Origin of the sequence: Chlorogloeopsis sp. ULAP01, assembly GCF_030381805.1 — a bacterium.
GTDB lineage: Bacteria > Cyanobacteriota > Cyanobacteriia > Cyanobacteriales > Nostocaceae > Chlorogloeopsis.
The window spans coordinates 452,631-476,108 of the sequence record NZ_JAUDRH010000005.1; the positions used below are offsets into that span (position 1 = coordinate 452,631).

At 41.1% G+C, this 23,478-nt stretch carries 21 protein-coding genes and 1 pseudogene; 6 read left to right on the forward strand and 16 right to left on the reverse strand.

Translation table 11 applies throughout. The annotated features are described in order from the left end of the window. Positions 1–70 precede the first annotated feature (70 nt). Together QUB80_RS12700 and QUB80_RS12705 are read right to left on the reverse strand one after the other, a co-directional pair. Entirely contained in the window at positions 71–1,288 is a 1,218-nt protein-coding gene (locus QUB80_RS12700; protein WP_289789856.1) for an ABC transporter permease, read from the reverse strand. Beyond that, the gene (locus QUB80_RS12705) at positions 1,285–2,790 is read right to left on the reverse strand and encodes an efflux RND transporter periplasmic adaptor subunit (protein ID WP_289789857.1); all 1,506 of its coding nucleotides are present in this window, start codon (positions 2,788–2,790) and stop codon (positions 1,285–1,287) included. Before QUB80_RS12705 ends, QUB80_RS12700 begins: the two co-directional genes overlap by 4 nt. A 361-nt stretch (positions 2,791–3,151) precedes the next feature. Between QUB80_RS12705 and QUB80_RS12710 the strand changes: the two genes are divergently transcribed. Further along, positions 3,152–4,042: a tetratricopeptide repeat protein gene (locus QUB80_RS12710; RefSeq protein ID WP_289789858.1), complete on the forward strand. Its 891-nt coding sequence runs from the start codon at positions 3,152–3,154 to the stop codon at positions 4,040–4,042. Between the two features lie 250 nt (positions 4,043–4,292). Here the strand turns inward: QUB80_RS12710 and QUB80_RS12715 are convergent, their stop codons facing one another. Further along, on the reverse strand, positions 4,293–4,691 hold the full coding sequence (locus QUB80_RS12715) for a response regulator (protein WP_289789859.1): 399 nt from the start codon (positions 4,689–4,691) through the stop codon (positions 4,293–4,295). 231 nt (positions 4,692–4,922) lie between these two features. Between QUB80_RS12715 and gyrA the strand changes: the two genes are divergently transcribed. Continuing rightward, positions 4,923–7,457: a DNA gyrase subunit A gene (gyrA, locus tag QUB80_RS12720; RefSeq protein ID WP_289789860.1), complete on the forward strand. Its 2,535-nt coding sequence runs from the start codon at positions 4,923–4,925 to the stop codon at positions 7,455–7,457. Between the two features lie 318 nt (positions 7,458–7,775). Here gyrA and QUB80_RS12725 read toward each other — a convergent pair whose 3' ends face one another. Next, a complete protein-coding gene (locus QUB80_RS12725) occupies positions 7,776–8,483 on the reverse strand; it encodes a DUF8692 domain-containing protein (protein WP_289789861.1) in 708 nt (235 codons plus the stop codon). Between the two features lie 579 nt (positions 8,484–9,062). Here QUB80_RS12725 and QUB80_RS12730 point away from each other — a divergent pair. Beyond that, the gene (locus QUB80_RS12730; RefSeq protein ID WP_016872644.1) at positions 9,063–9,242 is read left to right on the forward strand and encodes a CAB/ELIP/HLIP family chlorophyll-binding protein; all 180 of its coding nucleotides are present in this window, start codon (positions 9,063–9,065) and stop codon (positions 9,240–9,242) included. Positions 9,243–9,479: 237 nt separating this feature from the next. On the opposite strand, the gene rpoD is transcribed toward QUB80_RS12730, so the two are convergent. Beyond that, positions 9,480–10,661 carry an RNA polymerase sigma factor RpoD gene (rpoD, locus tag QUB80_RS12735; protein ID WP_289789862.1) on the reverse strand — a complete coding sequence of 394 codons (1,182 nt, stop codon included), beginning with the start codon at positions 10,659–10,661 and terminating at the stop codon, positions 9,480–9,482. 1,964 nt (positions 10,662–12,625) lie between these two features. Further along, entirely contained in the window at positions 12,626–14,566 is a 1,941-nt protein-coding gene (gene gyrB, locus QUB80_RS12740) for a DNA topoisomerase (ATP-hydrolyzing) subunit B (RefSeq protein WP_289789863.1), read from the reverse strand. A gap of 180 nt (positions 14,567–14,746) precedes the next feature. On the opposite strand from gyrB, the gene QUB80_RS12745 reads away from it, so the two are divergent. Genes QUB80_RS12745 through QUB80_RS12755 form a run of 3 tightly spaced genes read left to right on the forward strand, consistent with a single transcriptional unit; the run spans position 14,747 to position 16,660 of the window. Continuing rightward, positions 14,747–14,899: a hypothetical protein gene (locus tag QUB80_RS12745; protein ID WP_289789864.1), complete on the forward strand. Its 153-nt coding sequence runs from the start codon at positions 14,747–14,749 to the stop codon at positions 14,897–14,899. A 10-nt stretch (positions 14,900–14,909) separates the two neighbouring features. Beyond that, positions 14,910–15,902 carry a tRNA (adenosine(37)-N6)-dimethylallyltransferase MiaA gene (gene miaA, locus QUB80_RS12750; protein WP_289789865.1) on the forward strand — a complete coding sequence of 331 codons (993 nt, stop codon included), beginning with the start codon at positions 14,910–14,912 and terminating at the stop codon, positions 15,900–15,902. Continuing rightward, positions 15,899–16,660, forward strand: coding sequence for a GDSL-type esterase/lipase family protein (locus QUB80_RS12755; RefSeq protein WP_289789866.1), 762 nt, complete (start codon positions 15,899–15,901; stop codon positions 16,658–16,660). Before miaA ends, QUB80_RS12755 begins: the two co-directional genes overlap by 4 nt. A 65-nt stretch (positions 16,661–16,725) precedes the next feature. Here QUB80_RS12755 and QUB80_RS12760 read toward each other — a convergent pair whose 3' ends face one another. The 10 genes and pseudogenes from QUB80_RS12760 to QUB80_RS12805 form a co-directional block, all read right to left on the reverse strand. Then, complete coding sequence (locus QUB80_RS12760; protein ID WP_289789867.1) at positions 16,726–17,454, reverse strand: Uma2 family endonuclease; 729 nt, start codon at positions 17,452–17,454, stop codon at positions 16,726–16,728. Positions 17,455–17,489: 35 nt separating this feature from the next. Then, positions 17,490–18,200, reverse strand: a complete 711-nt coding sequence (locus tag QUB80_RS12765) for a DevA family ABC transporter ATP-binding protein (RefSeq protein ID WP_289789868.1) — start codon at positions 18,198–18,200, stop codon at positions 17,490–17,492. A gap of 26 nt (positions 18,201–18,226) precedes the next feature. Continuing rightward, positions 18,227–18,379, reverse strand: coding sequence for a hypothetical protein (locus QUB80_RS12770; protein ID WP_289789869.1), 153 nt, complete (start codon positions 18,377–18,379; stop codon positions 18,227–18,229). 299 nt (positions 18,380–18,678) lie between these two features. Further along, a complete protein-coding gene (devC, locus tag QUB80_RS12775) occupies positions 18,679–19,842 on the reverse strand; it encodes an ABC transporter permease DevC (RefSeq protein WP_289789870.1) in 1,164 nt (387 codons plus the stop codon). 74 nt (positions 19,843–19,916) lie between these two features. Next, a complete protein-coding gene (locus tag QUB80_RS12780; protein WP_289789871.1) occupies positions 19,917–20,540 on the reverse strand; it encodes a GNAT family N-acetyltransferase in 624 nt (207 codons plus the stop codon). A gap of 4 nt (positions 20,541–20,544) precedes the next feature. Next, positions 20,545–20,751, reverse strand: coding sequence for a hypothetical protein (locus QUB80_RS12785; RefSeq protein ID WP_289789872.1), 207 nt, complete (start codon positions 20,749–20,751; stop codon positions 20,545–20,547). Next, positions 20,732–21,151: a DUF6463 family protein gene (locus tag QUB80_RS12790; protein WP_289789873.1), complete on the reverse strand. Its 420-nt coding sequence runs from the start codon at positions 21,149–21,151 to the stop codon at positions 20,732–20,734. The genes QUB80_RS12785 and QUB80_RS12790 overlap by 20 nt, the downstream gene beginning before the upstream one ends. Positions 21,152–21,249: 98 nt before the next feature. Further along, positions 21,250–22,536: an ABC exporter membrane fusion protein gene (locus QUB80_RS12795; protein WP_289789874.1), complete on the reverse strand. Its 1,287-nt coding sequence runs from the start codon at positions 22,534–22,536 to the stop codon at positions 21,250–21,252. Between the two features lie 38 nt (positions 22,537–22,574). Beyond that, the gene (locus QUB80_RS12800; RefSeq protein WP_289789875.1) at positions 22,575–23,177 is read right to left on the reverse strand and encodes a TetR/AcrR family transcriptional regulator; all 603 of its coding nucleotides are present in this window, start codon (positions 23,175–23,177) and stop codon (positions 22,575–22,577) included. Between the two features lie 71 nt (positions 23,178–23,248). Next, positions 23,249–23,478, reverse strand: a pseudogene (locus QUB80_RS12805) (hypothetical protein); the annotation flags it as partial.

The following is a 23,478-nucleotide window of genomic DNA, read 5'->3' on the forward strand; positions in this document are numbered from 1 at the left end:
CCGTCTACGTGTCTACCCGTAAGGGTAGGACGCAAAGAGAAGAAAAAATGCTTAACTAAACCGTATTGAGTTATGCACTTCTCAAAGCCACAATCGGATCGAGTTTGGCAGCGCGACGAGCAGGAACAACGCCAAAAAATAAACCAATAGCACCAGAAACACCAACTGTCAGAGTAATTGCCATTACAGAAATGCCCGCTTCTAATGGTGTTAAGGCTCCTACCAACAGAACACCACCCACGCCAATCACGGTACCAACTAAGCCACCCGCAGCAGAGAGAATAATCGCTTCAATCATGAATTGAAGCAGGATATCTTGCTCAGTTGCACCTATTGCCTTGCGCAATCCAATTTCTTGAGTGCGTTCGGTAACGGAGACAAGCATGATATTCATAATGCCAATGCCACCGACAATCAAAGAAATAGCAGCGATCGCCGCCAGCATAATTGTCAAGGCACCAGTGATTTGTCCGACAGTTTGCAAAGCATCTTTTTGAGAACGGATACTAAAGTCGTCTTCACCAGTTATTTTATGTCGCAAGCGCAGCAAATTGGTAATTTGGAACTCTGCTGCATCTACACTATTAGAATCACGTGCGGAAACAACGATGTAATCTAAGGCGATGCCATAGGGAGAATTGCGTCCTACTAGTCGATTGGCTGATGTTGTAATTGGGATTAATGCTGCTTCATCGTAATTAGCACCTAAACTAGAGCCTTTCGCTTCCAGTACACCGATTACTTGAAAGCTACTATTTCTAATCCGCAATTGTTCTCCTACCGGATTTTGAGTACCAAACAGTCTCTGTGCCAAGTCTGCACCTAGCACAGTAACTTGATTGTTGCGCTTTAAGTCTATATCTGTGAAAAACCGCCCTTTACCAGTTTCAAACTCCCTTACTGTTGGGAAACTAGGAGTTGTACCAATGATGCTGACATTGGTATTACGGTTGCGGTATGTGACTACCTGCCTTGTGTTCAACTCTGGAGCAACTCCCACTACTGTTGGTACTTGAGTAGCAATTGCTTCAGCATCTGCTAATACTAAATTTTTTGGTACATCTCTGGTAATACGTTGAGTTTCCTGATTACCTGGAATAATAAATAGGACGTTTGGCCCTAAAGACTCCAACTGTTTATTAACAAACTTTTGCCCTGCTTCACCAACGCCAATCATGGCAATTACTGAGGCATTACCAATGACAATACCCAGCATAGTGAGGGAGCTTCGTAATTTATTTGATAGCAGGGTTTTACCTGCCATTTGCAGACTTTCTAGTAAGTTCATGTTTGTGATTGTGCTTGTTCTCGCTTGTAGTTTGGAGGTGGATTGAGAAATATGCGATCGCCTGCGTTGACTCCTTCTAAAATTTGAGTTTGGTCATTAATTTGCGCTCCCACTACTACAGAACGAAACTGTGGTTGATTTTTGGCATCTGGCACCAAAACTCCGGTATTTCCTTTTTCCGTCACAATCGCTACAGTTGGTACTAATAAAGCATTGCTTACCTGATCACCCAAAAATGTCAAATCTAAATTCAACCCCGAACGTAGTTCTTGCTCACCCGTATCTATAGCTACCCGTACCTGAAATAAAGTCACACCTTCTTCCTTGACAGCTTCAGGAGCAATCAGGCGCACACGCCCTTTAAAGGTGCGATCGGGATAGGCATCTGTAGTAATTTCTACTGGTTGTCCCACTTTGATTCTGCCAATATCAGCTTCTGGAACTTGAGCTAGCACTTCTAAACCTTTTGCGAGGGCAACAATCGAACTAGAAGTAGCAGAGGCACTCGAAGAAGCAGAAGTCGTAGGTGCTACATACGCACCATCGTTAGCATACTTTTGCGTCACAATTCCGGTAAAGGGAGCGCGAATCAGTGTATCTTCTAACCTAACCTGGGTAGCTTTTAACTGTGCCTGTGCCGCAGCTACAGCAGCTCGACGTTGAGCAACTACCTCAGAACGGGTGCCATTTTCTAGAAGTCGCAGTGCTGCCTGTGCTTCTGCAACAGCTGCTTCACGTTGGGCAATTTCTTCTGGACGTAAACCATTACGCAATCTTGCCAGTTCTTGTCTTGCAGCTTGTAGGCTTGCTTGAACTTGTTGAAGATTGTCTTTGGCGTTACGCTCTTCGGTCAAAGCTTCATCTAGATAATCGCGAGATACCGCGCCTTGAGATGCAGGATATTGTCTGCGCTGTACTCGTTGAGTTGCCAACTCTAGGCGAGATCTGGCTTGTTGCAATTGCGCCTGATATTGATTTACCTGAGCCTCGGCTTTAGCAATTTCTTCTTGACGACTTCCCGCCCGTGCCTCAGCGAGTTGTGCTTGGGCTTGGGCAAGTCTAGCTCTGGCTTGGGCAATTTCTTGGGGACGACTGCCAGCTTGAGCTTCGGCAAGTTGTGCTTGGGCTTGTTCCAGGTTGGCGCGGTATTGGAGGATTTGCGCCTGAATTTCTGCACTATCCATGACAGCAATCACTTGTCCTTGCTGCACGCGATCGCCTTGTTCAACTCTTAAGGAGCTAACAATTCCAGGCTGCTTAGGGCTAATATTTACACTTTGAACTGGTACTACCCTACCACTAGCAGTAATTCGCAAAGTAATGTTGCTTGCTTCTACAGGCACAGTAAGTGCCGCAATATCTTCTTCACTTGCACCCCGATTCACAAGTGTATAGGTCGTAGTTGTACCAGCAACTAAAACCCCAGCTGCCACCAGCCCGATCAGCCACCGAGAGGGATGCTTAATTTTACCAATTATGGGAATTTCTAAATACGCAGTCATAACAGCAGCCTGTCAAAAATGTTTTGTAGGTATAGTTAGAGGTGAAATTGAAGGGGGCAAATATAAGTTGCCAGTGGTAAAAGCTTGGTTTGTTGCAAATATTTGCGTGTAGCTAAAAATACTTAGTTAGTTTATGGAACTTTATTTAGTTGTGTGAGTTCAATATTGCTAGGGAAAGATTATAAATAGTTAACTTATATTTTCTTAATTTTTTTTCATAGTAGCCTTTCCAACTAGTAATTTGCTTCACCTAAATGGGTGACTTTGGTTGTCAATTGCACAATTATTTCCTTTCCCACCAGAGCGCAGATCGTTTAAGCTAGCTGGAAGATTATTGAATTTGTGGTAGAGAGGCGATAGTGTGCCTAAACGAATTGGTTTGATTTCTCTTGTTGTTGTCTGTAGTTTGTGGAGTATCCCGAAAGCTACTCATGCACAGGCATTAATACCTCATACATTGCAACTGGATGCAGCCAAGTTGGAGCAGCAGGGGTTGAGTCTAGCCCAGGAGGCGGCTCAACTGGCACAGTTTCAACAGTATGAGATGGCAATGCCTAGAGCGCGACTGGCAGTTCAACTAGCTCCCAAGAGTGATAAAGTCTGGTTTCTCTTAGGCGGCTTATATTTACAAACCAAAAAGATAGATGATGCGATCGCCGCCCTGAAAAAAGCACAATCTCTCAATCCCAAAAATGGCGATGTTCTTTTTGCTTTGGGTTCGGCTCACTTTCAGCAGCAAAAGTACCCAACTGCTGCTAATTATTTCCAAGAAGGTTTAAAGTTAAAACCGAATGACCCTGAGGGATTATTCGATTTGGGTAATGCTTACTATATGTTGGGTCGATTACCAGATGCGATCGCCCACTACAATAAAGCAGTTTCACAAGATAAAAAATTCTGGCCTGCCATTAACAACATTGGTTTAATCAAGTACGAGCAAGGTGATGTTCAAGGAGCAATTAAACAATGGCAAGCCGCACTTGCAATTGACAAGCAAGCGGCAGAACCTTTATTGGCTTTAGCAGTAGCACTTTACACTAAAGGCGATCAACAACAAGGTTTGGCAATGGGTGAAACAGCACTTCGCATTGATGATCGCTACGGTGATTTAGATTTTCTCAAGCAAAATCTTTGGGGGCAACGCTTGCTATCTGATACCCAAAAATTCCTCCAATTACCTCGGATTCAAGCAGCGCTACAGCAACGAGGAGCAAATCAATCTGCACCCACTGCTCCACAACCTGCTCAGTAATTGGGGATTGAGTATTAGGTACTGGTGACTGGGTACTGGGAAGAAGAGGACACTGGGAGGGGGAGAAGGGGAGACAAGGGGAAAATCTTTCTCCTTGTCCCCAATTCCTCTAGTCCCTAGTCCCTAGTCCCTAATTTGCCACTTGCTCAAATATGCTATCTAGTAGTACATATATATTATTTAGACCAGAATAGGTAGCCCATCATCTTGGCGGGCAACCATATCTGGTTTGGGTTCTGAATTATTTCTGTTAGTCTTTAGGTAGCAATGCCACGATCTGTTCAACAAACTGTTGATGGTCAATCACAGGTTTGGAGATGTAGCCATCAGCCCCACTTTGTTTTAGAAAGTTCTCGCGATCGCCCTCCATTGCGTGTGCAGTTACGAGAATAATTGGCAAAGAGGCAGTTTGGGGATCAGATTTCAACATTTGTGTAATTTTGATACCGTCAACTGACTTACCTTGAAAAACACTTCTTGAAAGAGAAACATCCATTAAAATAATGTCTGCTTCCCCCGCTTGGGCAATTCTCATTACCTCTTCTACATTTTCAGTGTGTTTTACTTCCAGACCACCACGTTTGGTCAAAATTTTGGAAAAAACGCGAGCATTAATCAAGTCGTCTTCGACAATCAAAACAGTTTTCATGAGAATTTGACTTATAGGGGTGAGGGGGATAACCACCTGATCTAATCCAATACAGTTATATGCCTCCTTTTAGACAATCAATGTGTATCCCCGACATCAAGGATAATACTACTGCTTCTTATCCTATGACTATCAAGATTTTGTAAGGAGAGGCATTTCATCCGCTATGCTGTGGTTGCTGTAGTTTCAGTAACGGCAAATTTTGTGTAGTGAAAATTTAGGGAAAAACTCATGGCAAAACAGTTAAACCTTCTCTCTACGGGACAGGTAATCTCCACAGCCTTGCATACTGAGATGCAACGGTCTTACCTTGAATATGCCATGAGTGTAATTGTCGGGCGGGCGTTACCTGATGTGCGTGATGGTTTAAAGCCTGTGCATCGGCGAATTTTATACGCTATGCATGAGCTAGGACTAACACCTGATCGCCCTTATCGGAAGTGCGCCCGTGTTGTGGGAGACGTGCTGGGTAAATATCATCCTCACGGTGACCAAGCAGTTTATGATGCTTTGGTGAGGCTGGTGCAGGTATTTTCTAGCCGTTATCCCTTACTGGCAGGACATGGCAATTTTGGTAGTGTGGATAACGATCCACCAGCTGCAATGCGCTATACGGAAACGCGCCTTGCACCGATTACTCACGAGGGAATGCTGGCAGAAATCGGTGAAGAAACAGTAGAATTTATCGGTAACTTCGATAATTCCCAACAAGAACCTACTGTATTACCCGCACAGTTACCATTTTTGTTGCTAAATGGTTGTGCCGGTATTGCTGTGGGTATGGCGACAAATATTCCACCACATAATCTGGGCGAAGTTGTAGATGGGTTAATTGCTTTAATAGATCAACCCGACTTGCCAGATGAAAAGTTAATGAAGTTAATTCCAGGGCCTGATTTTCCTACAGGTGGTGAGATTGTCGGTGATGCTGGAATTCGTGAAGCTTACGCAACGGGAAAAGGCAGTATTGTTCTGCGCGGAGTTGCCCAAGTCGAGGAAGTTCTGGGCGGCAGAGGTAGTAAGCGACGGACGGCAATTGTAGTCACAGAATTACCTTTTCAAGTTAATAAGGCTGGTTGGATTGAAAAAGTAGCAGATTTGGTCAATCAAGGGCGTTTGCAGGGAATTGCTGATATTCGCGATGAGAGCGATCGCCAGGGAATGCGTGTAGTCATAGAACTAAAACGCGACACTAACCCTCAAGATGTTCTCCAGCAACTCTATCATCAAACTGCTTTACAAACGAATTTTGGAGCTATTCTCTTGGCATTGGTGAATGGACTGCCAGTTCAGCTAACCTTACGCCAATTATTGCAAGAATTTTTGAACTTCCGAGAGCAGACACTTTCACGCCGCTATTCCTATGAGTTGGGTAAGGCAGAAAATCGTCTGCACTTGGTGGAAGGTTTATTGAAAGCTTTATCTCATCTTGATGATGTAATTGAGATTTTGCGACGAGCTAGTGATGGTAGTGCGGCAAAAATTAACTTGCAAAGTCGTTTGGATTTGAGCGAAGTACAGGCAGATGCAATTCTAGCTATGCCACTGCGACGCCTGACAAGCTTGGAACAGCAAAATTTACAGCAAGAGTATGAGCAATTGCAGGAGCAAATTGCTAATTTGAGACGCTTACTAAGTGACAGAAAAGAATTACTAAAAGCTTTGAAAAAAGACTTGCGTACCCAAAAGCGCAAATATGGCGATGAACGTCGCACTAAGATAATATTTGTCACCCAGGAGCAGATAAAAGCACAAATAGACAAGGGAACAAAAAAACAAGGAGACAAAGAGCAAGAAAATTCAAAATTCCAAATCCAAAGCCCAAAACTGGAAACACCTCCAGAAGAAGTGGTTTTGGAATTTACTCAACGAGGTTACGTGCGCCGTAGCCAGCCCAATGGCAGAAAGTCGAAGACTGATAACGGCTTGTCCGATAATGACTTTGTGCTTCAGACTACGTTAACAGATACAGAAAAAGATTTATTGGTACTTACTAGTGGTGGTAAAGTGTATCCCGTCAAAGTTGGAGATATCCCTCCTACCACTGGGCGATCGCCACGGGGAACACCACTAATTACATTACTGACAAATACTGCCCAAGAAGCTACAGAAGCAGTAGTCAGCCGCTTTTTGCTTCCAGAAGATCCAGAAACTGCTGACATAATTCTACTTACCAAACAAGGAAGAATTAAGCGTTTATCTCTGGTGGAGTTTACTAATTTAAGTCGTCGTGGAATTACAATTTTGAAATTAAAAGAAGACGACGAATTGTTGTTAAGCCAATTTACATCAATAGGTAAGCAAGTAATTTTAGCTAGTTCTGGTGGAAGACTGTTGCGATTTGGGGTGAATGATGAGCAGCTACCTATTATGGGTCGTACTGCTATGGGACTGCAAGCTTTACGCCTACGTCAGCAAGAACAGATAGTTGGTGGTATAACTTTTGATGTTGAAGAACATTTATTACTAGTGACACAATTGGGATATGCCAAGCGTTTCCCAATCAAGTCTCTGCGTCTAGCTAACCGGGGCGATATCGGTACTCAGACCTTAAAATTTGCCAGTAAAACTGACTATTTAGCTGGAATGGTTTTGGCAAAACCAGGTACTGAAGTAGCATTAGTAACCAACCATCAACGAGTACTGCGTCTTTCAGTAGATACAGTGCCTAACTTAAACAGAGATAGTATGGGTGAAAACCTGCTTAAACTTAATCGCGACGAAAAAATTATCACTGTTGCCGAATTGGGAATAGAAAGCAATTGATGGTTAAATCTTAAAGCAAAAAAATTTGGGTAATTAAGGGCGCTTTTTCAATAGCGCCTCGATTTGCTAAGTAATACCATTTTGGATTTTGGAGCCAGTGTGTCCTTGCGGAGCCAGTGCGCCCTTGCGGGTTAAGCGCGTCGAGTGCACCTGGCGTGATTTTCAATTGGAAGTTGTCTTCTGTATTAGGTTTGGGTGAATCCATCTACCCTTAATCATTTTTTAAATTGGTATAAACTTGGTAAACTTTAGCAAGATGTAGCAATATCAGCAATATTTGAGGTAAAAGTAACCCAAAGATTAATGTGTTTGACTTTACTAAAATCTATTATGTTTGGTAGTTTCAACTCTCAGTATACGTTTAAGTTGATCTGCACAAGTGATCGCGAAGTAAGTGAGCCAACTAACGATTCCCAAAAACTTCAAGCCATCTTCCACTAAGTATTGATCTTCATTTTCAAGCCAACCTCTAAGTGGAAGCGAATCAAAAATTGCTGAGAGACCAAAAAAGCTCAAAGCAAAAACAAGCAAGATAAAGTTAGTCTTCAAAATGACTTTTCTAAATTTGATTAGGTAAAAAGAAAGAATTATTCCATATCCAACCAAGACGAATTTTTCAGGAATCTTAAGACGATTTGGAAAAACTCCTTCATGTAAAAGAAAAAGATCATCTAATAACAAGATAGATGTCAGACAGCCAGAAAAAAGAAAAAAACGACTAAATTCTTTATTATTTTTTGTTTGTTGAAGTAACTTAAAGCTGAACCAAGGAATAACCACAGCGCCACACCACATTAATATCCCTATGTTGGAAATTGCTCCCCAATAGGATGGTACTTGTGCAATTGATGATGGATCTCGTGTCAAAATTGATATTGGTATTTTAGTTTGCAATTTTAAAATTGCAAAAAGCATAAGTACTGGCACGTATATCAATAGCATGATTGATAGTAATGCTTTTGATTGAGTAAATCTAAGCTGTATGGCATGCATTTCGTCCTGCTGCTCACTGTTTTTTAACATCATCTCTCGCCTTTGTTTACTTTTTTAGGCAGCACCAAAAATCTGTGTCGATTTAACACATTCATCCTCTGAAATTGTTTGAGCTAATCCTTTGTAATTAACGAATAGATTGGACTAAAAAACTCAGTTAATAAAAGATTAAGGTTAAATTATGTCAAGATTAATTTTAAGTTAATGAAATTCTAGTAAATTTATTGATAAGTACGTACTTGTATAATGCAATAAATATTACATTGAATCTTAAATTATAATCAGTTATTGATAATATTTAATTTTATTAAAGGTTAGTTTAGTTGCATCTATTAACCTATCAACAACCTTACAATATCGCTCTTTTGAGATTTTTCATGGTCATCAACTCTAGAAAGATTATCAACAATTTTTTATTTAATCTCAAATTAATGCAAATATATCTCAATTGTTAGATAATAGTGAGAGTTCAGCCTTTAATTTTTTCTACATAAAAATGATAAGCAAATCTTATGGAAAAAACTCAAATAAAAGTTGCACTTCTTAAAATAGTTGTTATATTAATTAACAAAAGCTTGCAAAACTTAGTAAACTTATTTTGGAGTGCCACCCATGCAAGACACAACAAAGATTACTGCCCCTGTAACAGATGATCGTAATGCTTGGCGTTGGGGCTTTACCCCACAAGCAGAAATTTGGAATGGTCGTTTGGCTATGATCGGCTTTTTGGCTGCTGCTTTGATTGAGTTATTTTCTGGTCAAGGCTTTTTACACTTCTGGGGTATCCTATAGTATCAAGTCCTGTTGAACCTTATTCATCAAGACTGACGCGGGGACGCGCAGAGCTTTTCTAATAAGTGATTAGGCGGACTTGATATAAACCTTGGAAAGCCGATCCTTAGAGATAAATATAAATGGATAAACAATAAAACCTGGGATAAGTTAACAATCCCAGGTTTTTACCGTACTCGGTTATCTATTTGTCATTAACTGTGGATAAATGGTTAGCTGATAACTCAAAATTAATGACTAGCGAATATATTCTTTTAGAACGCTATTGCGATTGGGGTGACGTAACTTACGCAGTGCCTTCGCTTCAATTTGACGAATACGTTCGCGGGTAACATTGAAAATCTGTCCTATTTCTTCCAATGTTTTCATCCGCCCGTCATCTAAACCGTAGCGCAGTCGCAGAACATCACGTTCACGAGGGCTAAGGCTGTCGAGGACTTTTTCCAAATCTTCCCGTAATAGATTTTTAGAAACTTGATCTTCTGGGGTTTCGCCATCAGACTCAATAAAATCGCCCAGTCGAGAATCCTCTTCTTTCCCTATGGGCGTTTCTAAAGAAATCGGTAGCTGGGCTGATTTAGCAATAAACCTCAATTTTTCGATTGTCATTTCCATTCTTGTAGCAATTTCTTCCTCAGTGGGTTTACGTCCCATTTCTTGAGAAAGCAGCTTGGTAGTCTTCTTAATTCTAGAGATGGTTTCGTAGAGGTGGACAGGAAGGCGAATTGTGCGAGATTGATCGGCGATCGCTCTGGTAATTGCCTGACGAATCCACCATGTAGCGTATGTAGAAAACTTGTAACCTTTCTCGTGATCAAACTTTTCGGCGGCACGAATCAAGCCAAGACTACCTTCTTGAATCAAGTCTTGGAAAGATAAACCACGGTTCATATACTTCTTGGCAATTGAAACTACAAGTCGCAGGTTCGATTGCACCATTTTGTCTTTCGCCCGACGCCCAATATGCAGACGATGGCGAAATTGTGGCAGCGGCATTTTTGCTGCTTCAGCCCATTCGCTGTATTGAGGTTCGCGATCTAATTGCTGTTGTAAGCGATCGCGTACTCGCTCTAATTCCAATAAGTCTGCAATTTTTCGTGCCAGTTCAATTTCTTCGTCCGCTCTGAGCAGGCGGATTCGACCGATTTCCTGCAAGTAAAGGCGAATCGAATCTTCAGTGTAATGCTTTTTCTTGCTTTGTGACCGACGACGCGATTTTGCGGCTTTCCCAGACTTAGCGTCGTCCTCATCAGACTGAGGTTCTAAAAATTCTTCGTCGAGCTCGCCTTCATCGCTGATCAGCAAGTCCTCTTCTACTTCATCATCCAGCAAGAGTTCTTCTAACAGTTCAGGCTGATTCATCTCAATTTCTAGGTCAGGCTGATAAATGTTGTCGAGTACGTTGTTAGCCTGGTTCATGCCGCGTTCCTCATGCTCCTTGCAGAATCAATTACTCAGGATATTTTTGTTGCTTTTAATTAAGCGAGATGTTTGCCTTTTTTATAAAAGGCTTTTTAGCTAATTTAGCTAAAATTTTTCCGGAAGTTTAACCCCTTTTTTGGAAGGACACTGATATAGACCCCGGTAAAAGACTTAAAAATGAGTACTTGGTAAGTGATAAATGTTTAGTTTGTGTTTTTCTCTGCCACCGCAGTACTTACCCAGTTAAATTCTCATTTTAGTAAATGCCATTGTGTTGCTAATCAACACATTTTTTAACTGAACTTTGTCTAAATAAGACTCATCTTGCTAAAAAATTTACAATCCCATAAGAATAAATCTGACTGTTGGAAGATTTTTGTGTAAAGACTGTTCCGATTGTAGCCTGTTTCACAAAAATTGCACTGCTTTTGTGTTTTTTCCATAGACTAATTAGGTAAGGTAAAAGCTGTTGTAGCAAAAACGCACTGAGAACGGTACTCATACGCTCGAATTTTCTCCAAATCTTGTTGTAACTCTCGTTGTATCATCATTACTTTAAAAAATAAGTAAAGTTACTTGTATTAGTTTCTATGTGCTAACTCAACATTTTAAAGTCAGGCATTTTCTGTTAGTTAAGTTTCTAGCTATAGCGTACTAATTTTTACATTTACTTCATAAAATACTGACTTGATACTTTGTTTTATCTGCTAATAACAGTTATTTTCATATTATTTGGAGTGGCGTGGCGTAAACATTAATTTCCCAATTTGCGAATCGTAGTACTTTCATAAAGACACTCTAGCTTTATAAAGGCCAATCACCTAGATTGAAAGCAGAGGCTTGGCAGGAGCGGCTAGAAGACCAAAACTGATTGGATGCAATTGATGCGATGTTTATCGCTAGTTAGAACACTGATAAAAATTCCACCCTTTGCAACTTGACAAACTATTTTTATTGTATATACCGATATTTTAATCAATTCAGACAGGATTTGACAGTCAAGACTATCGATATTAGCCCACTGAAAGCAAAATTGCATAGAATTAATGCAAAATATACACTCCCATGAGTCAGGGTTTATATAAATAAGTTTTATATAACGCAACTAAGGCTAATTGGATGATTCAGATGTAGCAGCTAAGTGCATACGCGAGCAACCCGGAGTTAACAAATTTTGAAATCTTGTTAGCAAAGACGAAATTTGACTATATGTGGTGAGCATACTTTATATAATGCATTTTTTAAGCTCAATATAGTCTATCAGTATAAAGGTCGAGCTAAATTAGACTGCTCAAAGTATTGTTCTTTTACTCAGCAAATCCACAGCGTAAACTATAATCTTTGAAAAGCAGGAGCACAGCACTCTGTCAAAATTCAAAGCTCTTGTCCTCACGCAATCGTAGTTGCCGAATTGTATTGGGAAAAAGCCAAAGGTATACTACTGCTTACTAAGATACTAAACCTTTTAAAATACTTATTAGATACTTGGTTATTGATAATCTCTAGTTGTTTATGAAGAGAAAAACATACTCCTTAAAACATTGTTAATGATGTATAATTTATATCTAAGTAAATTTATGAAGTTAATGTTTTATGATTTTTAAACAAGTGATATTAACCAACTGATGTTGATGAGTTTGCATAAGAATATTACACAAGAGTAATATTTATTACAAGCAAATATTGATATTTACTGATAATATTCAATACTATTGAGTTTTTGCAGTTCCTAGATTATTGATAAGAATTCATAAACTTATCTAAAAAGCACTTTTTGTCAGACAATGTTGAATTTTAGTCTTGAAATTTTACAAAAATGACAAAATCTTGGTGATTTATCTTCTGGGATTAAATTGGCTATGCTGAAAATTTTTAGAATTGTTGGTAATGGGTAATAGGTTTTCACCCATTGCCCATTTATTTTTGTCCACAATTAACCTGGTGGATAATTTAAGATGTCCTTAGATATCTAAATCTGTAAGGTCGAGCTTAGAACCATAGGTTTCAATAAATTCTCGACGGGGTGCCACGCGATCGCCCATCAGAATTGTGAAAATGCGATCAGCTTCGGCTGCATCTTCAATTTCCACTTGCTTAAGGGTACGGGTTTCTGGGTTCATGGTGGTTGTCCAAAGTTGTTCGGGCATCATTTCACCCAAACCTTTGAATCGCTGAATGGTGTAGTTGGCGTTTTCAGGAAACTCGTGTCGAATCAGGTTGTCTTTTTCGCGATCGCTGTAGCAATAATAATGATTGCGCCCTCGCTCTATTTTATAGAGTGGTGGGCAAGCGATGTAGACGTAGCCTTGTTCGATGAGTGCTCGTTGATAACGATAAAAGAAAGTTAACAACAAGGTGCGAATATGTGCTCCATCCACATCAGCGTCAGTCATGATCACAATTCGGTGGTAGCGCAGTTGGGAAGCATCGAATTCCTCACCCTTTACCCCCAAACCCAAGGCAGTAATTAGAGACTGGATTTCATTGTTTTTATAGATTTTAGCGTCGTCAGTTTTTTCGATATTGAGGATTTTACCGCGCAAGGGGAGGATGGCTTGGAAGCGGCGATCGCGTCCTTGTTTGGCACTGCCACCTGCGGAGTCGCCTTCTACCAAGAAAATTTCTGATTCTTTAGGATCTCTAGTACTGCAATCCGCTAATTTCCCAGGTAGTGGCGAAGATTCCAAAACTGATTTGCGGCGCACTAATTCCCGCGCGTGACGGGCAGCTTCTGCCGCTTTAAAGGCTTGGATGGCTTTATCTAAAATGGCATCAGCAATACTGGGGCGAAATTCTAGGTATTCGGTGAGAGCTTCTCCCACTAAAGAATCAACAATTCCTCGAACTTCAGTATTACCAAGTTTCGTTTTAGTTTGTCCTTCAAATTCCGGATCTGGAACCTTAACAGAAATTACTCCAGTCAAACCTTCGCGTACGTGTTCGCCACTGAGGTTGGCTTCGTTTTCTTTAATTTTGTTACGTTTGCGGGCGATCGCATTTAGAGTACGCGTCAGAACTGCCTTCAAACCTTCCAAATGCGTACCGCCGTCTACCGTGCGAATATTATTAGCAAAACCCAATACATTATCTGTATAGGCATCGGTACACCACTGCAATGACACTTCGACTTGAACGTTGTTACGTTCTCCCTGCACGTAAATAATTTCTTCATGCAGTGGTTGCTTATCAGCATTCATATAAGCAATATATTCGCGAATACCACCCCTGTATTCGTAAGTTTCTACTTTAGGCTGATCGCTTTTTAGTAATTGCAAGCGGTAGTCAGTAAAAGTAATTTTTACACCCGCATTGAGATAGGCTAATTCCCGCAAACGGCTTGCTAAAGTAACATAGTCAAACTCAGTGCCAGTAGTAAAGATTTGGGAATCTGGTTTGAAATTAACAGAAGTGCCGCTACGATTCTCTTTGTAAGGCTTTGCTGTCAGTTCGGTGACGGGAACACCTCGTTCGTAACGCTGGGCATGAACCTTCTTATCTCGCCAAACCTTGACTTCTACCCACTCAGATAAGGCATTGACAACGGAAATACCAACCCCGTGCAGTCCTCCAGAAACTTTATAGCCGCCGCCGCCAAATTTACCCCCAGCGTGCAGTACGGTTAATACAGTTTCTAGTGCCGATTTTCCTGTTTGTGGGTGAATATCGGTAGGAATACCTCGACCATCATCTGTTACAGTAACAGAACCGTCGGCATTGAGATCCACCTCCACATGGGTACAGTATCCCGCCAAAGCCTCATCAATTGAGTTGTCCACCACTTCGTACACTAAATGGTGAAGTCCTCTTGACCCTGTGGAACCAATATACATCCCCGGTCGTTTGCGGACGGGTTCCAGACCTTCCAGAACTTGAATCTGTTCGGCACTGTAACTACTCGTCATGTAAATTCTCCTGATAAGTGGGGGTGAAAATCGCCAAAAGGCGAAAAAGTCTAAAACACTCCAAGATTCTAACACAAAAGCCTTATAGGCGACTTTAGAGCAGTTTGATGAGAAATTCAAATAGGGGTTCAACCCCATGTGAAGAGGACAAGGGGATAAGGGGACAGGGGAGCAGGGGAGATGAGGAGAGAACAACTAACCACTGTACGGGCAGATTTTGCTGATAATCTTGCTGTTCAAACCGAGATTTATCTTCTAAACCCGCACGGCAGTCGCTACAACTGGGGTTCCCCCGGCAACGCGCTGCCTCCCCTACTAACCACTAACAAATGACCAATGACTAATGACTAAATTAATTGTGATTTGTGGCGCAACGGCTACAGGTAAATCGAGTTTAGCTCTAACTATAGCAATGCAATTAGGTACTGTAATTCTGAGTGCAGATTCTCGTCAAGTATACAGAGAGTTTGATATTGGTACAGCTAAACCAACCGGAGCAGAGCAGAAATTAGTACCCCACTATCTGATTGATATATGCGATCCCAAAGAAATTATGACGGTAGCAGATTATCAGGAGCGGGCGCAAGCATTAATTTCTTCTCCCCCATTCCAGGCAATGGAGACGCGGAGAGAAGGAGACGCGGTGACGCGGAGAAATGTGTCAAAAAATCCCCGTGTCAGCGAAGTTCCTCTCCTCGTGGGTGGTACTGGCTTATATATTCGTTCGATTACACAAGGAATGAAGATTCCGAGGGTAGCACCTCACAAAGAATTGCGATCGCAACTTGAATCTCTCTCCCAAGTTCAGCTTTACGCCATGTTACAACAAGTTGACTCTGTTGCAGCCCAAAAGATTCATCCCCACGATTCAGTACGAACTTTGAGAGCATTAGAAGTTTATTATGTTACTGGTCGTCCAATTTCTGAGCAACAAGGAGAAAATCCTCCCAATTATCCTATTTTGCAAATTGGTTTAGATTGTGACTCTGCTCATCTGGGCCATCGTATAGCCCAGCGTACCGAACAGATGATAGCAGATGGTTTGGTAAGTGAAGTTGAGCGTTTGTGTCAAAAATATGGTGCCGACTTGCCTTTGCTCAATACTTTAGGGTATCAAGAGATAAAACAATATTTAGCAGGAGATATTTCTTTAGATAAAGCTAAAGAATTAACAGTTTTACATACTCGCCAATTTGCCAAACGGCAGCGTACTTGGTTTCACGCCTATTCGCAAATTGAGTGGTTTGATGTAGAAAGTTCAGATTTATTAGACAAAGTATGGCTACGAGTTCAGGAATTTATTACTAACTCTTCAAGAGTCGAATTGTCACTATGAATAATCAAGTCATATTTTTACTGTGGATTTCTGCCAGTATTAATATTTTGTGTTTTTTGATTGGGGGTTTTGTTTTTCTTAAACAAATCAGCTATTACTATTTATTTTTTAAAAGATTAAAATTTTTGAATTTTCACAAAAATCTTCATCTTGATTATCCTGCCTACTATTGGCATAAAAAGAGCCAATTTGAATTATTACCTCGGTCTGAATCTGAAATTATTATGTTGGGAGATAGTATCACGGATGAAGGTGAATGGATAGAATTATTGGGAAATGTCAATATCAAAAACAGAGGTATTTCTGGTGATACCATTGAAAGAATATTATATCGTTTAAGTACAATTTTAACTTCACAGCCAAAACAAATCTTCTTAATGATAGGAATTAATGATTTAATAAATAGTCGTAAATCTGTTACAGAGATTTTAGAAAAATATCAAGAGATTTTAAAAGAGTTTCAAGAGAAAATGCCACATACAGAAATTTTTATTCAAAGTGTTTTGCCTGTGAATAATAAAATTTATCTCTATTGGCAAGACAACAAAAATATTATCAATCTTAATTTGGGTTTGCAAAAGCTTGCCCAAAACTTTAATTATCAATATATAAATTTATTTTCTCATTTATTAGATTCGGAAAACCAATTAGATGCAAAATACACAGCAGATGGTTTACATTTAAATGGTCACGCATACTTAGTTTGGAAGTCAGTAATTGAAAAATATGTAGCTACTTCCGAAATACAAAAAAGCTAAAAAAAGCTAAGAGATTATATTTGTAAAGGTATACCAATCTCATAAGCATTTCATCTCAGAATTTTCTACAGTGCATCTGGATCTATTCCCATAGCACGCAGTCGTTCTGCTAGTAATTGAGCGCGTTGTTCAGCACTCTCGGCGCGCTGTTCAGCCATCTCGGCACGTTGTTGAGCTACTTCAGCACGTTCATCCCCTGTCGGAAGAACGGTACCATCTTGATAACACCAGCGCAACCAAATATCTTGCCTACCTTCAAATCCTCCCTGCCAGAGAGTTAACCCTAAACCAACTTGCTCTAACCAAGTTTCTGGTGTTTCAAAGTATCTCGCCCCCCGAAGTTCATAAATACGTAACTGCTGCTCTCCTAACTGTCGAGTCGGATCGTAGACTACGTAGTAACTCACTCGCATTTGTTCATAAATTCTTAGTTTGCTTTTTAGTTCATCACCTTCTCTGTTAGAGACAATTTCAATCGCAACTTCTGGGGTTTTACCAAATTCCCAAAGCATATAGCAACGATTTTGCTTTTCCCACCAGTTATCTGGTACTTGCACATTCAGACTCAAGAATACGTCTGGCACGATGGGGGATTGTTTGTAAATGTAGTAAATACCGACATTGGCTTCAGCTAAAAAAATCTGATTTTGTAAAGAACTGTAAAGAGAGCTTACTAAAAGGCGTTGTTGTTTGGCAGAAGCAAAATTATCCACTGGTGTGTCATCTTCAGTTACTAGCTGATTGGCATCAGGTACATAGAAATTATCATCATTGATTAAAAGTTGCTCAACCATGAGTTTATCCACCTCTTGAGAGCTTTATTTTTACGTTAGTTGATTGGAGTTAAAACATCTGCATCTACACTATCATTTTTAAGATGACCATCTTCCATATAGATAATGCGATCGCCTATATCTAAAATGCGGTTATCGTGCGTCACCATTAAGATAGTACAACCCTGTTCTTTTGCTAATTTGTGCATCAATTCCACTACATCTCTTCCAGATTTTTTATCGAGTGCAGCAGTTGGTTCATCTGCTAAAACAATTTTGGGATGACTTACTAAAGCACGAGCGATCGCTACCCGTTGTTTCTGTCCACCTGATAAGTTTTCGGCATAATAATTGACGCGATCGCCTAAACCAACGTGTTCTAAAATAGCTGTTGCTTTGGCATCTAAATTTTCATCTAAAATTTCTTCATGAAGTTCTAATGACATTCGGACGTTTTGCTTTGCTGTCAAAAAAGTCATGAGATTATGCGCCTGAAAAATATAACCAATCTGACGGCGAATTTCTGTTAATTGTCTCTTTTTTGCTCCACACATTTGTTGCCCTAGTATCTTCAAACTACCTTCTTGTGCAGAACGTAAGCCACCCATTAAAGTCAATAATGTGGTTTTACCAGAGCCAGACGGGCCAGTTAAAATGACAATTTCTCCTCGATAAATATCTAAGTTGATATCAAATAATACTTGCTTGCGAAGTGAACCTTGCCCAAAATAATGATTGAGGTTTTGGATAGAAATGATTGGTTCCATATTTATTGTTAATTGTTATTTGTTAATTATTGATAGCCATTAACTATTAAGTAGGTGGTTTTCCTTCTGCCTCCTGCCTTGAAAGTCACCTCACCCCCTGCCCCTCTCCTTGCTAAGGAGAGGGGTGTCCGACAGGACGGGGTGAGGTTTTTCATGCCTGGCGATGAAACTTGTTTCATTGGGACTGCCTTGAAAGAGGGTGTAGGGGAGCCAGTGGACGGGTCTCCCGGCATAAAGGAGCCACTGCGGTGGTGAGCCAGCGCGTTGGGCGGCTACCCTCCGGGAAGCCGCTTCGCGTCTAGTGCCGACTTGTAGCGACTGGCGTAGACACGAAGTGGCTTCTGAAAGTAAGGGTTCCCCGGCATAAAGCACGTGGCGTCATCTGGCGTGTATAAGGGTTTGGGGTGTAGGAGAAAAAACCTCTTTCATCTTTGGTGATGAAACTTGTTTCATAACGACTGCCTTCTGCTACTTAGCCTCAAAACATATCTGCTGGATCGGCGGCTCTGAGTTTTCGCAGGGCGATCGCTCCTGAACCACTGCACATGATAATCGTCAATAGCAACACGAAAATCGCACGATTGAGTTTCATGCCAATCGGGATCAAAGTCGCAGCATAGGTGATTTGGTAAAGCCCGATAGATAAAAGTACTCCAGGGATAAAGCCTAATGCCGCAAGTAATAAAGCTTCTTGCATGAGCATAGTCATAAGATAGCGATCGCTATATCCCATCGCTTTTAATGTGGCGTATTCTGGCAGGTGATCGGAAACGTCGGCGTAGAGAATCTGATAAACAATCACAATCCCAACGATAAATCCTACTGCCGCTCCCATTCCGAAGATAAAGCCAATCCCTTGATTACTCCAGTAATCTATTTCTGTTTGAGCAAATTCTTGAGGAGTTAATACTTTGATATCATTAGGCAAAGCTCTTGTGAGTTGCGATCGCACAGCTTGCACGTCTGTACCTGGCTCTAGGTTAATCAGCCCAACTTCCAATTGATTTGGCTTGCGTTCTGGAAATAATTTAAGAAAAGTAGAATCGCTGCTGATAATGTTACCGTCAGCACCAAAGGACACACCTAGCTGAAATAAGCCTACTGTTTGTACAGTCTGGCTATTTACCTCAGCTTCCACACTGCCATGCTGCTTTACTAAATCGGGAATAGCACCGTATTCTGGTCGAGAAGCCCGATCAAATAGCACCCGATCCAGTAACTTAAGTTGCCCTAAGTGTTTATTTACCTCTGGGTTATCAAATGGTGGGTTCGCCGGATCTATTCCCCACACTAAAATACTCCGGGTAATGCGAGTTTCAGGATTGCGCCATTGGGCAACGTTGATGTACAAAGGACGAACTGATTTTACCCCATCATAAGCCAGGGTTTGCTGCAATCTCTCTCTAGGAAAGCTTTTGACAGAAATCAAAGATTGGAATTGGGGATTAATTAAAACTAAATCTGCTTGTAGATTTTGATGAGCTTGGGTTGCACTATCTAGGAGCGCGTCTAGTAATCCCATTTGCACAAACATCAGCATATCCGCAAAGGCAATTCCTGCTAACGCCACTGCCAAACGCGTTTTTTCTTTCTTTAGCTGGAGCCATGCTAAGGGGGTACGGCGAAATAGTTTACGAAGCATAATGACAGTTCTTTAAAAAGAGAAAGTAAAATTTATATCGGACGTTCGTTATGTATTAAGTTAAATTCAAATTACTACTTGATACTTAGAGGCTCTCGTTTCATCGTCCAAATCAGAGAGCTTGCTTCTAGTAAATCAAGGGTTTTCAGCACTTCAAAACCATTTTTTTGATAAAAGCAAACAGCTTTTGGAGTAGAAGTTTCTACGTAGCAAGGTAAACGTTGACTATCTGCCTGTTGAAGAATTGGCTGTAGCAATAAACTACCAATTCCTTGTCCTTGATGGGCAGGTGAAACACCAAGAAGGTTAAGATACCAGTGTGGTTGGGATAGATCGCGTTTGTGATGTTTCTCCAATACAGAGAGTGTTGATATCAATCGCCCTACTTTGAAGAATCCCAATTTGAAAGTTAAGGAAAATACTGTTGGCAAAAAATGAAAAATATTCAGGTGAGAATGATTTGGAGGTAACCAAGCAGCAACACCTTTGAGGCTACCTACGGTTGTGTAGATATGGTTGTAAGGCAAGCTAGTAAGTAAAATTCCTTTAAATAGGCTTTTAAGGGCATTTGTTTTCATGCGATCGCTTTGTGAAAGGAGACAGTTTAATACCGGATCGTCATCAAATGCCTTGGTTAAAATTTCACTTGCTTGATTAATTTGCGATCGCTCAAGTTGTACAAGATTAGAAGTGATCATGATTTCACCACAACAAATCATTGAGAAATTGGTAAACACGTACAAAGTCAATCTTTGTCATTGCCAGCATGAACCGTACTTTTTCTCTATCCTGTTGAATTCCAACGGAGTAAATTATTTTGCAACCAGTAATAACCAAAGCTATCCAAGGATAAGTTCTGCGGAGCAACCGAAACCAAACTAGGGAAGTTCTACAAAACTGAATTTTCATGTACATCTTCCGTGGGTTTAGTCAATCGAGTGCTATCTTTTTGCGATTCAATGAGTATGAGAACTGCTGGCAGAATTAAGAGCCAGAAACCAGAAATCGGCTCAATCACTATTCCAATCACAGAAAATCCTAAAAGATTCCAACCGAGAAAAGCTGGTAGACTGATTCCCTTAGCTTCTGCCCAGCAACATAGCTGTCCTAAAGTTAAAAGTAGTGGACTAATCATCATGTACCAAAAGGCATCTTCTCGGTCAAAATAAGGAGCAAAGGGGTTAGGAGCAGTTGTATTGAATACCCCATTGCGAACTATCTCTGAAAGGGGTTCAGTAAAAAGCCAGATGCCAACTAGGATATGAATAATGCTGATGGCGATCAAAAGATATCCAGTGACTCGAAACATTTCAAACCTCCTTTGTTGGAATAGTTGATTTTATTTCTCTTAGATAGTCAGGATTAAACTTATATCAAACATTCGTTATAAATTGGAGCAAAAAAACTTTACAATTCTATTGCTGTCTGCACCTGTAAGTTAGTAAGGGTAGAAACTCGCTTACTGTCTTCAGGGTTGAGGCGAATTCTCACTTCTACGACACGGCGATCTAAATTTTCTCCTGGTTGATTACTGAAGACATTCTGTTTGTTCACCTGCAAGCCAATTTCAGAAACTTTGCCACGTAATTCTCCTGAAAATGCTTGACTATTAATTACCGCTTGCTGCCCTAGCTTAATTTTGCCGATGTCAGTTTGATAAACTTCTGCAACTACCGCCATCTGCTGAGTTTGCCCCAAATCCGCAATGCCTGCATCAGCAATTTTTTCTCCGGCTCGCGTGTGAACTTTGAGAATTTGCCCAGCGATCGGGGTGCGGATGTAAGCTTGTTCGAGGTTCGTTTGTGCTTGTTGAAGTGCTGCTGTGGCACTATCTACTTCTGTCTGGGCTGCCTGCACATCTACCGGGCGAACTTCAGCAATTTGGTTAAGAGTGGCTTTGGCAGAGTTTAATTCTTCTTGGCGAGATGTTTGAATGCGTCTCAAGTTTGCTCTGGCTTCGGCAAGTTGCTGCTGTCGCGATGATTGGATGCGTTTGAGGTTTGCTTGGGCTTCGTTGAATTGTTCCTGTGCGGTTTGTAAACTCAGGCGCTTACTGTCTCTCAAGGATGCTGAAAGTGCGCCTTCTTGATACAGTTTTTCGTGGCGTTGGTATTCCATAGTGGCATTTTGCAATTCTGCCGCCAACCGGGCGATCGCTGCTTGTTGAGCTTGAATTTCTGTCTTTTGTTCTGCCACTAACCGGGCGATCGCTGCTTGTTGTGCCTCTATTTCCGTTTGTCTTTCGGCTTGCAAGCGGCTAATATTTGCCTGTTGTGCCTGAATTTCTCCTGTTTTAGCTCCAGCTTTTACCTGTGCCAATTTTGCTTGAGCCATCTTTACCTGCTCTTTTGCCTGCATGACAGCGTCTTGCAAGCGTTTTTGCGAATCCAAAATTGCCACTACCTGCCCCGCTTGTACATTATCACCCTGTTTAACAAGTATTTTAGCCACGCGATCGCCATCCAAAGCCAGAGGTGCAGACAGGTGGATCACTTCCCCTTCTGGCTCCAAACGCCCAAGGGCTGCAACTTTTTTGACTGGAGGCAGTGTTTCCGGGGTGGCAGACTCAGGCTTACCTGCTAAGTTAAATTGGGAAATTCCATATACAGCGATCGCTCCGGTAATTGCAGCAGCAGTCAATATCAAGCCAATCAGTCGCCGAGTCAAAGGTTTTGAAATCGATTGTTCAGACATATATCTTGTTTACTGAAATTGGAAAAATTGGGTGCATATCATTTAGTTTTCCCATTCTCAGAACCTGCTTGCTCTTGAGTGTTGAGATAAGCTGTTAACATTTTTGCTAGCAGTTCACTCTGCTCGCCATAAGAAATAGCATCACCCTCAAACATTCGCGCCGAGATTAAGCCGTTGAGAAAACAATAAACGAAGTCAACTAACGCTTTGTCTTTAATTTCCAAATAATCTACTAAAGCCTGTTTAGTATCCTTTGAGACTTTCTTGATACTCGGATGATTCAAAACCTCTATTCGCTCTTGCTGCTGATAAAAATCAAACATCAGCAAAGTTTGTTTGAAAAAATAGTCTTCATTCTTGGTTGCAAAATTCATTAAAGCTTCGATGCGCTCTGGTAAAGTTTTGGCATCTCCAGCCCCAGCCAGAAAGTTCAGAATATCTTGCTGTGTCAGTTCTTCGATTAACTGAAAAAACAAAGCTTCCTTGCTGGGAAAATAATGATATAGCGTACCTGTAGAAACACTTAGTCCTTGGGCTATCTCTCGCATAGTGATTGCGGCATAGCCCTTTTGGGCGAACAAGTCAAAGCATTTCATCAATAACTCTTTGCGGTATTGTTCGCGATCGACTATCTTGGGCATTACAATATCTATTTATATCGAACGTTAGTTATATTATAAGGTAACACAGAGAAACAATTCTTTAAATTTTTTTATAGAGTATCTAGATCTATTCCCATAGCTCGCAATTGTTCTGCCAGCTGTTGAGCGCGTTCATCTCCAGTTGGTAACACAGCACCATCTTGATAGCACCAGCGCAACCACCCATCCTGACTTGAAAGAGGGTGTCGGGGAGCCAGTGCGGTGAAGCAGCCCACCACCAAAGGCGGTTCCCGGCGTAGACGCAAAGCGGTGAGGGGGTCGCAGTCTTGGCGGTTCCCGT

Coding starts and splice junctions, on each gene's coding strand:
- QUB80_RS12730 (WP_016872644.1), top strand. CDS start 9,063: ATGCAAGACACAACAAAGATTACTGCCCCTGTAACAGATGATCGTAAT.
- QUB80_RS12800 (WP_289789875.1), bottom strand. CDS start 23,177: ATGCCCAAGATAGTCGATCGCGAACAATACCGCAAAGAGTTATTGATG.
- QUB80_RS12785 (WP_289789872.1), bottom strand. CDS start 20,751: ATGAAAATTCAGTTTTGTAGAACTTCCCTAGTTTGGTTTCGGTTGCTC.
- devC (WP_289789870.1), bottom strand. CDS start 19,842: ATGCTTCGTAAACTATTTCGCCGTACCCCCTTAGCATGGCTCCAGCTA.
- gyrB (WP_289789863.1), bottom strand. CDS start 14,566: ATGACGAGTAGTTACAGTGCCGAACAGATTCAAGTTCTGGAAGGTCTG.
- QUB80_RS12790 (WP_289789873.1), bottom strand. CDS start 21,151: ATGTTTCGAGTCACTGGATATCTTTTGATCGCCATCAGCATTATTCAT.
- rpoD (WP_289789862.1), bottom strand. CDS start 10,661: ATGAACCAGGCTAACAACGTACTCGACAACATTTATCAGCCTGACCTA.
- QUB80_RS12725 (WP_289789861.1), bottom strand. CDS start 8,483: ATGATGTTAAAAAACAGTGAGCAGCAGGACGAAATGCATGCCATACAG.
- gyrA (WP_289789860.1), top strand. CDS start 4,923: ATGGCAAAACAGTTAAACCTTCTCTCTACGGGACAGGTAATCTCCACA.
- QUB80_RS12765 (WP_289789868.1), bottom strand. CDS start 18,200: ATGGAACCAATCATTTCTATCCAAAACCTCAATCATTATTTTGGGCAA.
- QUB80_RS12760 (WP_289789867.1), bottom strand. CDS start 17,454: ATGGTTGAGCAACTTTTAATCAATGATGATAATTTCTATGTACCTGAT.
- QUB80_RS12715 (WP_289789859.1), bottom strand. CDS start 4,691: ATGAAAACTGTTTTGATTGTCGAAGACGACTTGATTAATGCTCGCGTT.
- QUB80_RS12780 (WP_289789871.1), bottom strand. CDS start 20,540: ATGATCACTTCTAATCTTGTACAACTTGAGCGATCGCAAATTAATCAA.
- QUB80_RS12705 (WP_289789857.1), bottom strand. CDS start 2,790: ATGACTGCGTATTTAGAAATTCCCATAATTGGTAAAATTAAGCATCCC.
- QUB80_RS12770 (WP_289789869.1), bottom strand. CDS start 18,379: ATGAAACAAGTTTCATCGCCAGGCATGAAAAACCTCACCCCGTCCTGT.
- QUB80_RS12700 (WP_289789856.1), bottom strand. CDS start 1,288: ATGAACTTACTAGAAAGTCTGCAAATGGCAGGTAAAACCCTGCTATCA.
- QUB80_RS12755 (WP_289789866.1), top strand. CDS start 15,899: ATGAATAATCAAGTCATATTTTTACTGTGGATTTCTGCCAGTATTAAT.
- miaA (WP_289789865.1), top strand. CDS start 14,910: ATGACTAAATTAATTGTGATTTGTGGCGCAACGGCTACAGGTAAATCG.
- QUB80_RS12745 (WP_289789864.1), top strand. CDS start 14,747: ATGAGGAGAGAACAACTAACCACTGTACGGGCAGATTTTGCTGATAAT.
- QUB80_RS12795 (WP_289789874.1), bottom strand. CDS start 22,536: ATGTCTGAACAATCGATTTCAAAACCTTTGACTCGGCGACTGATTGGC.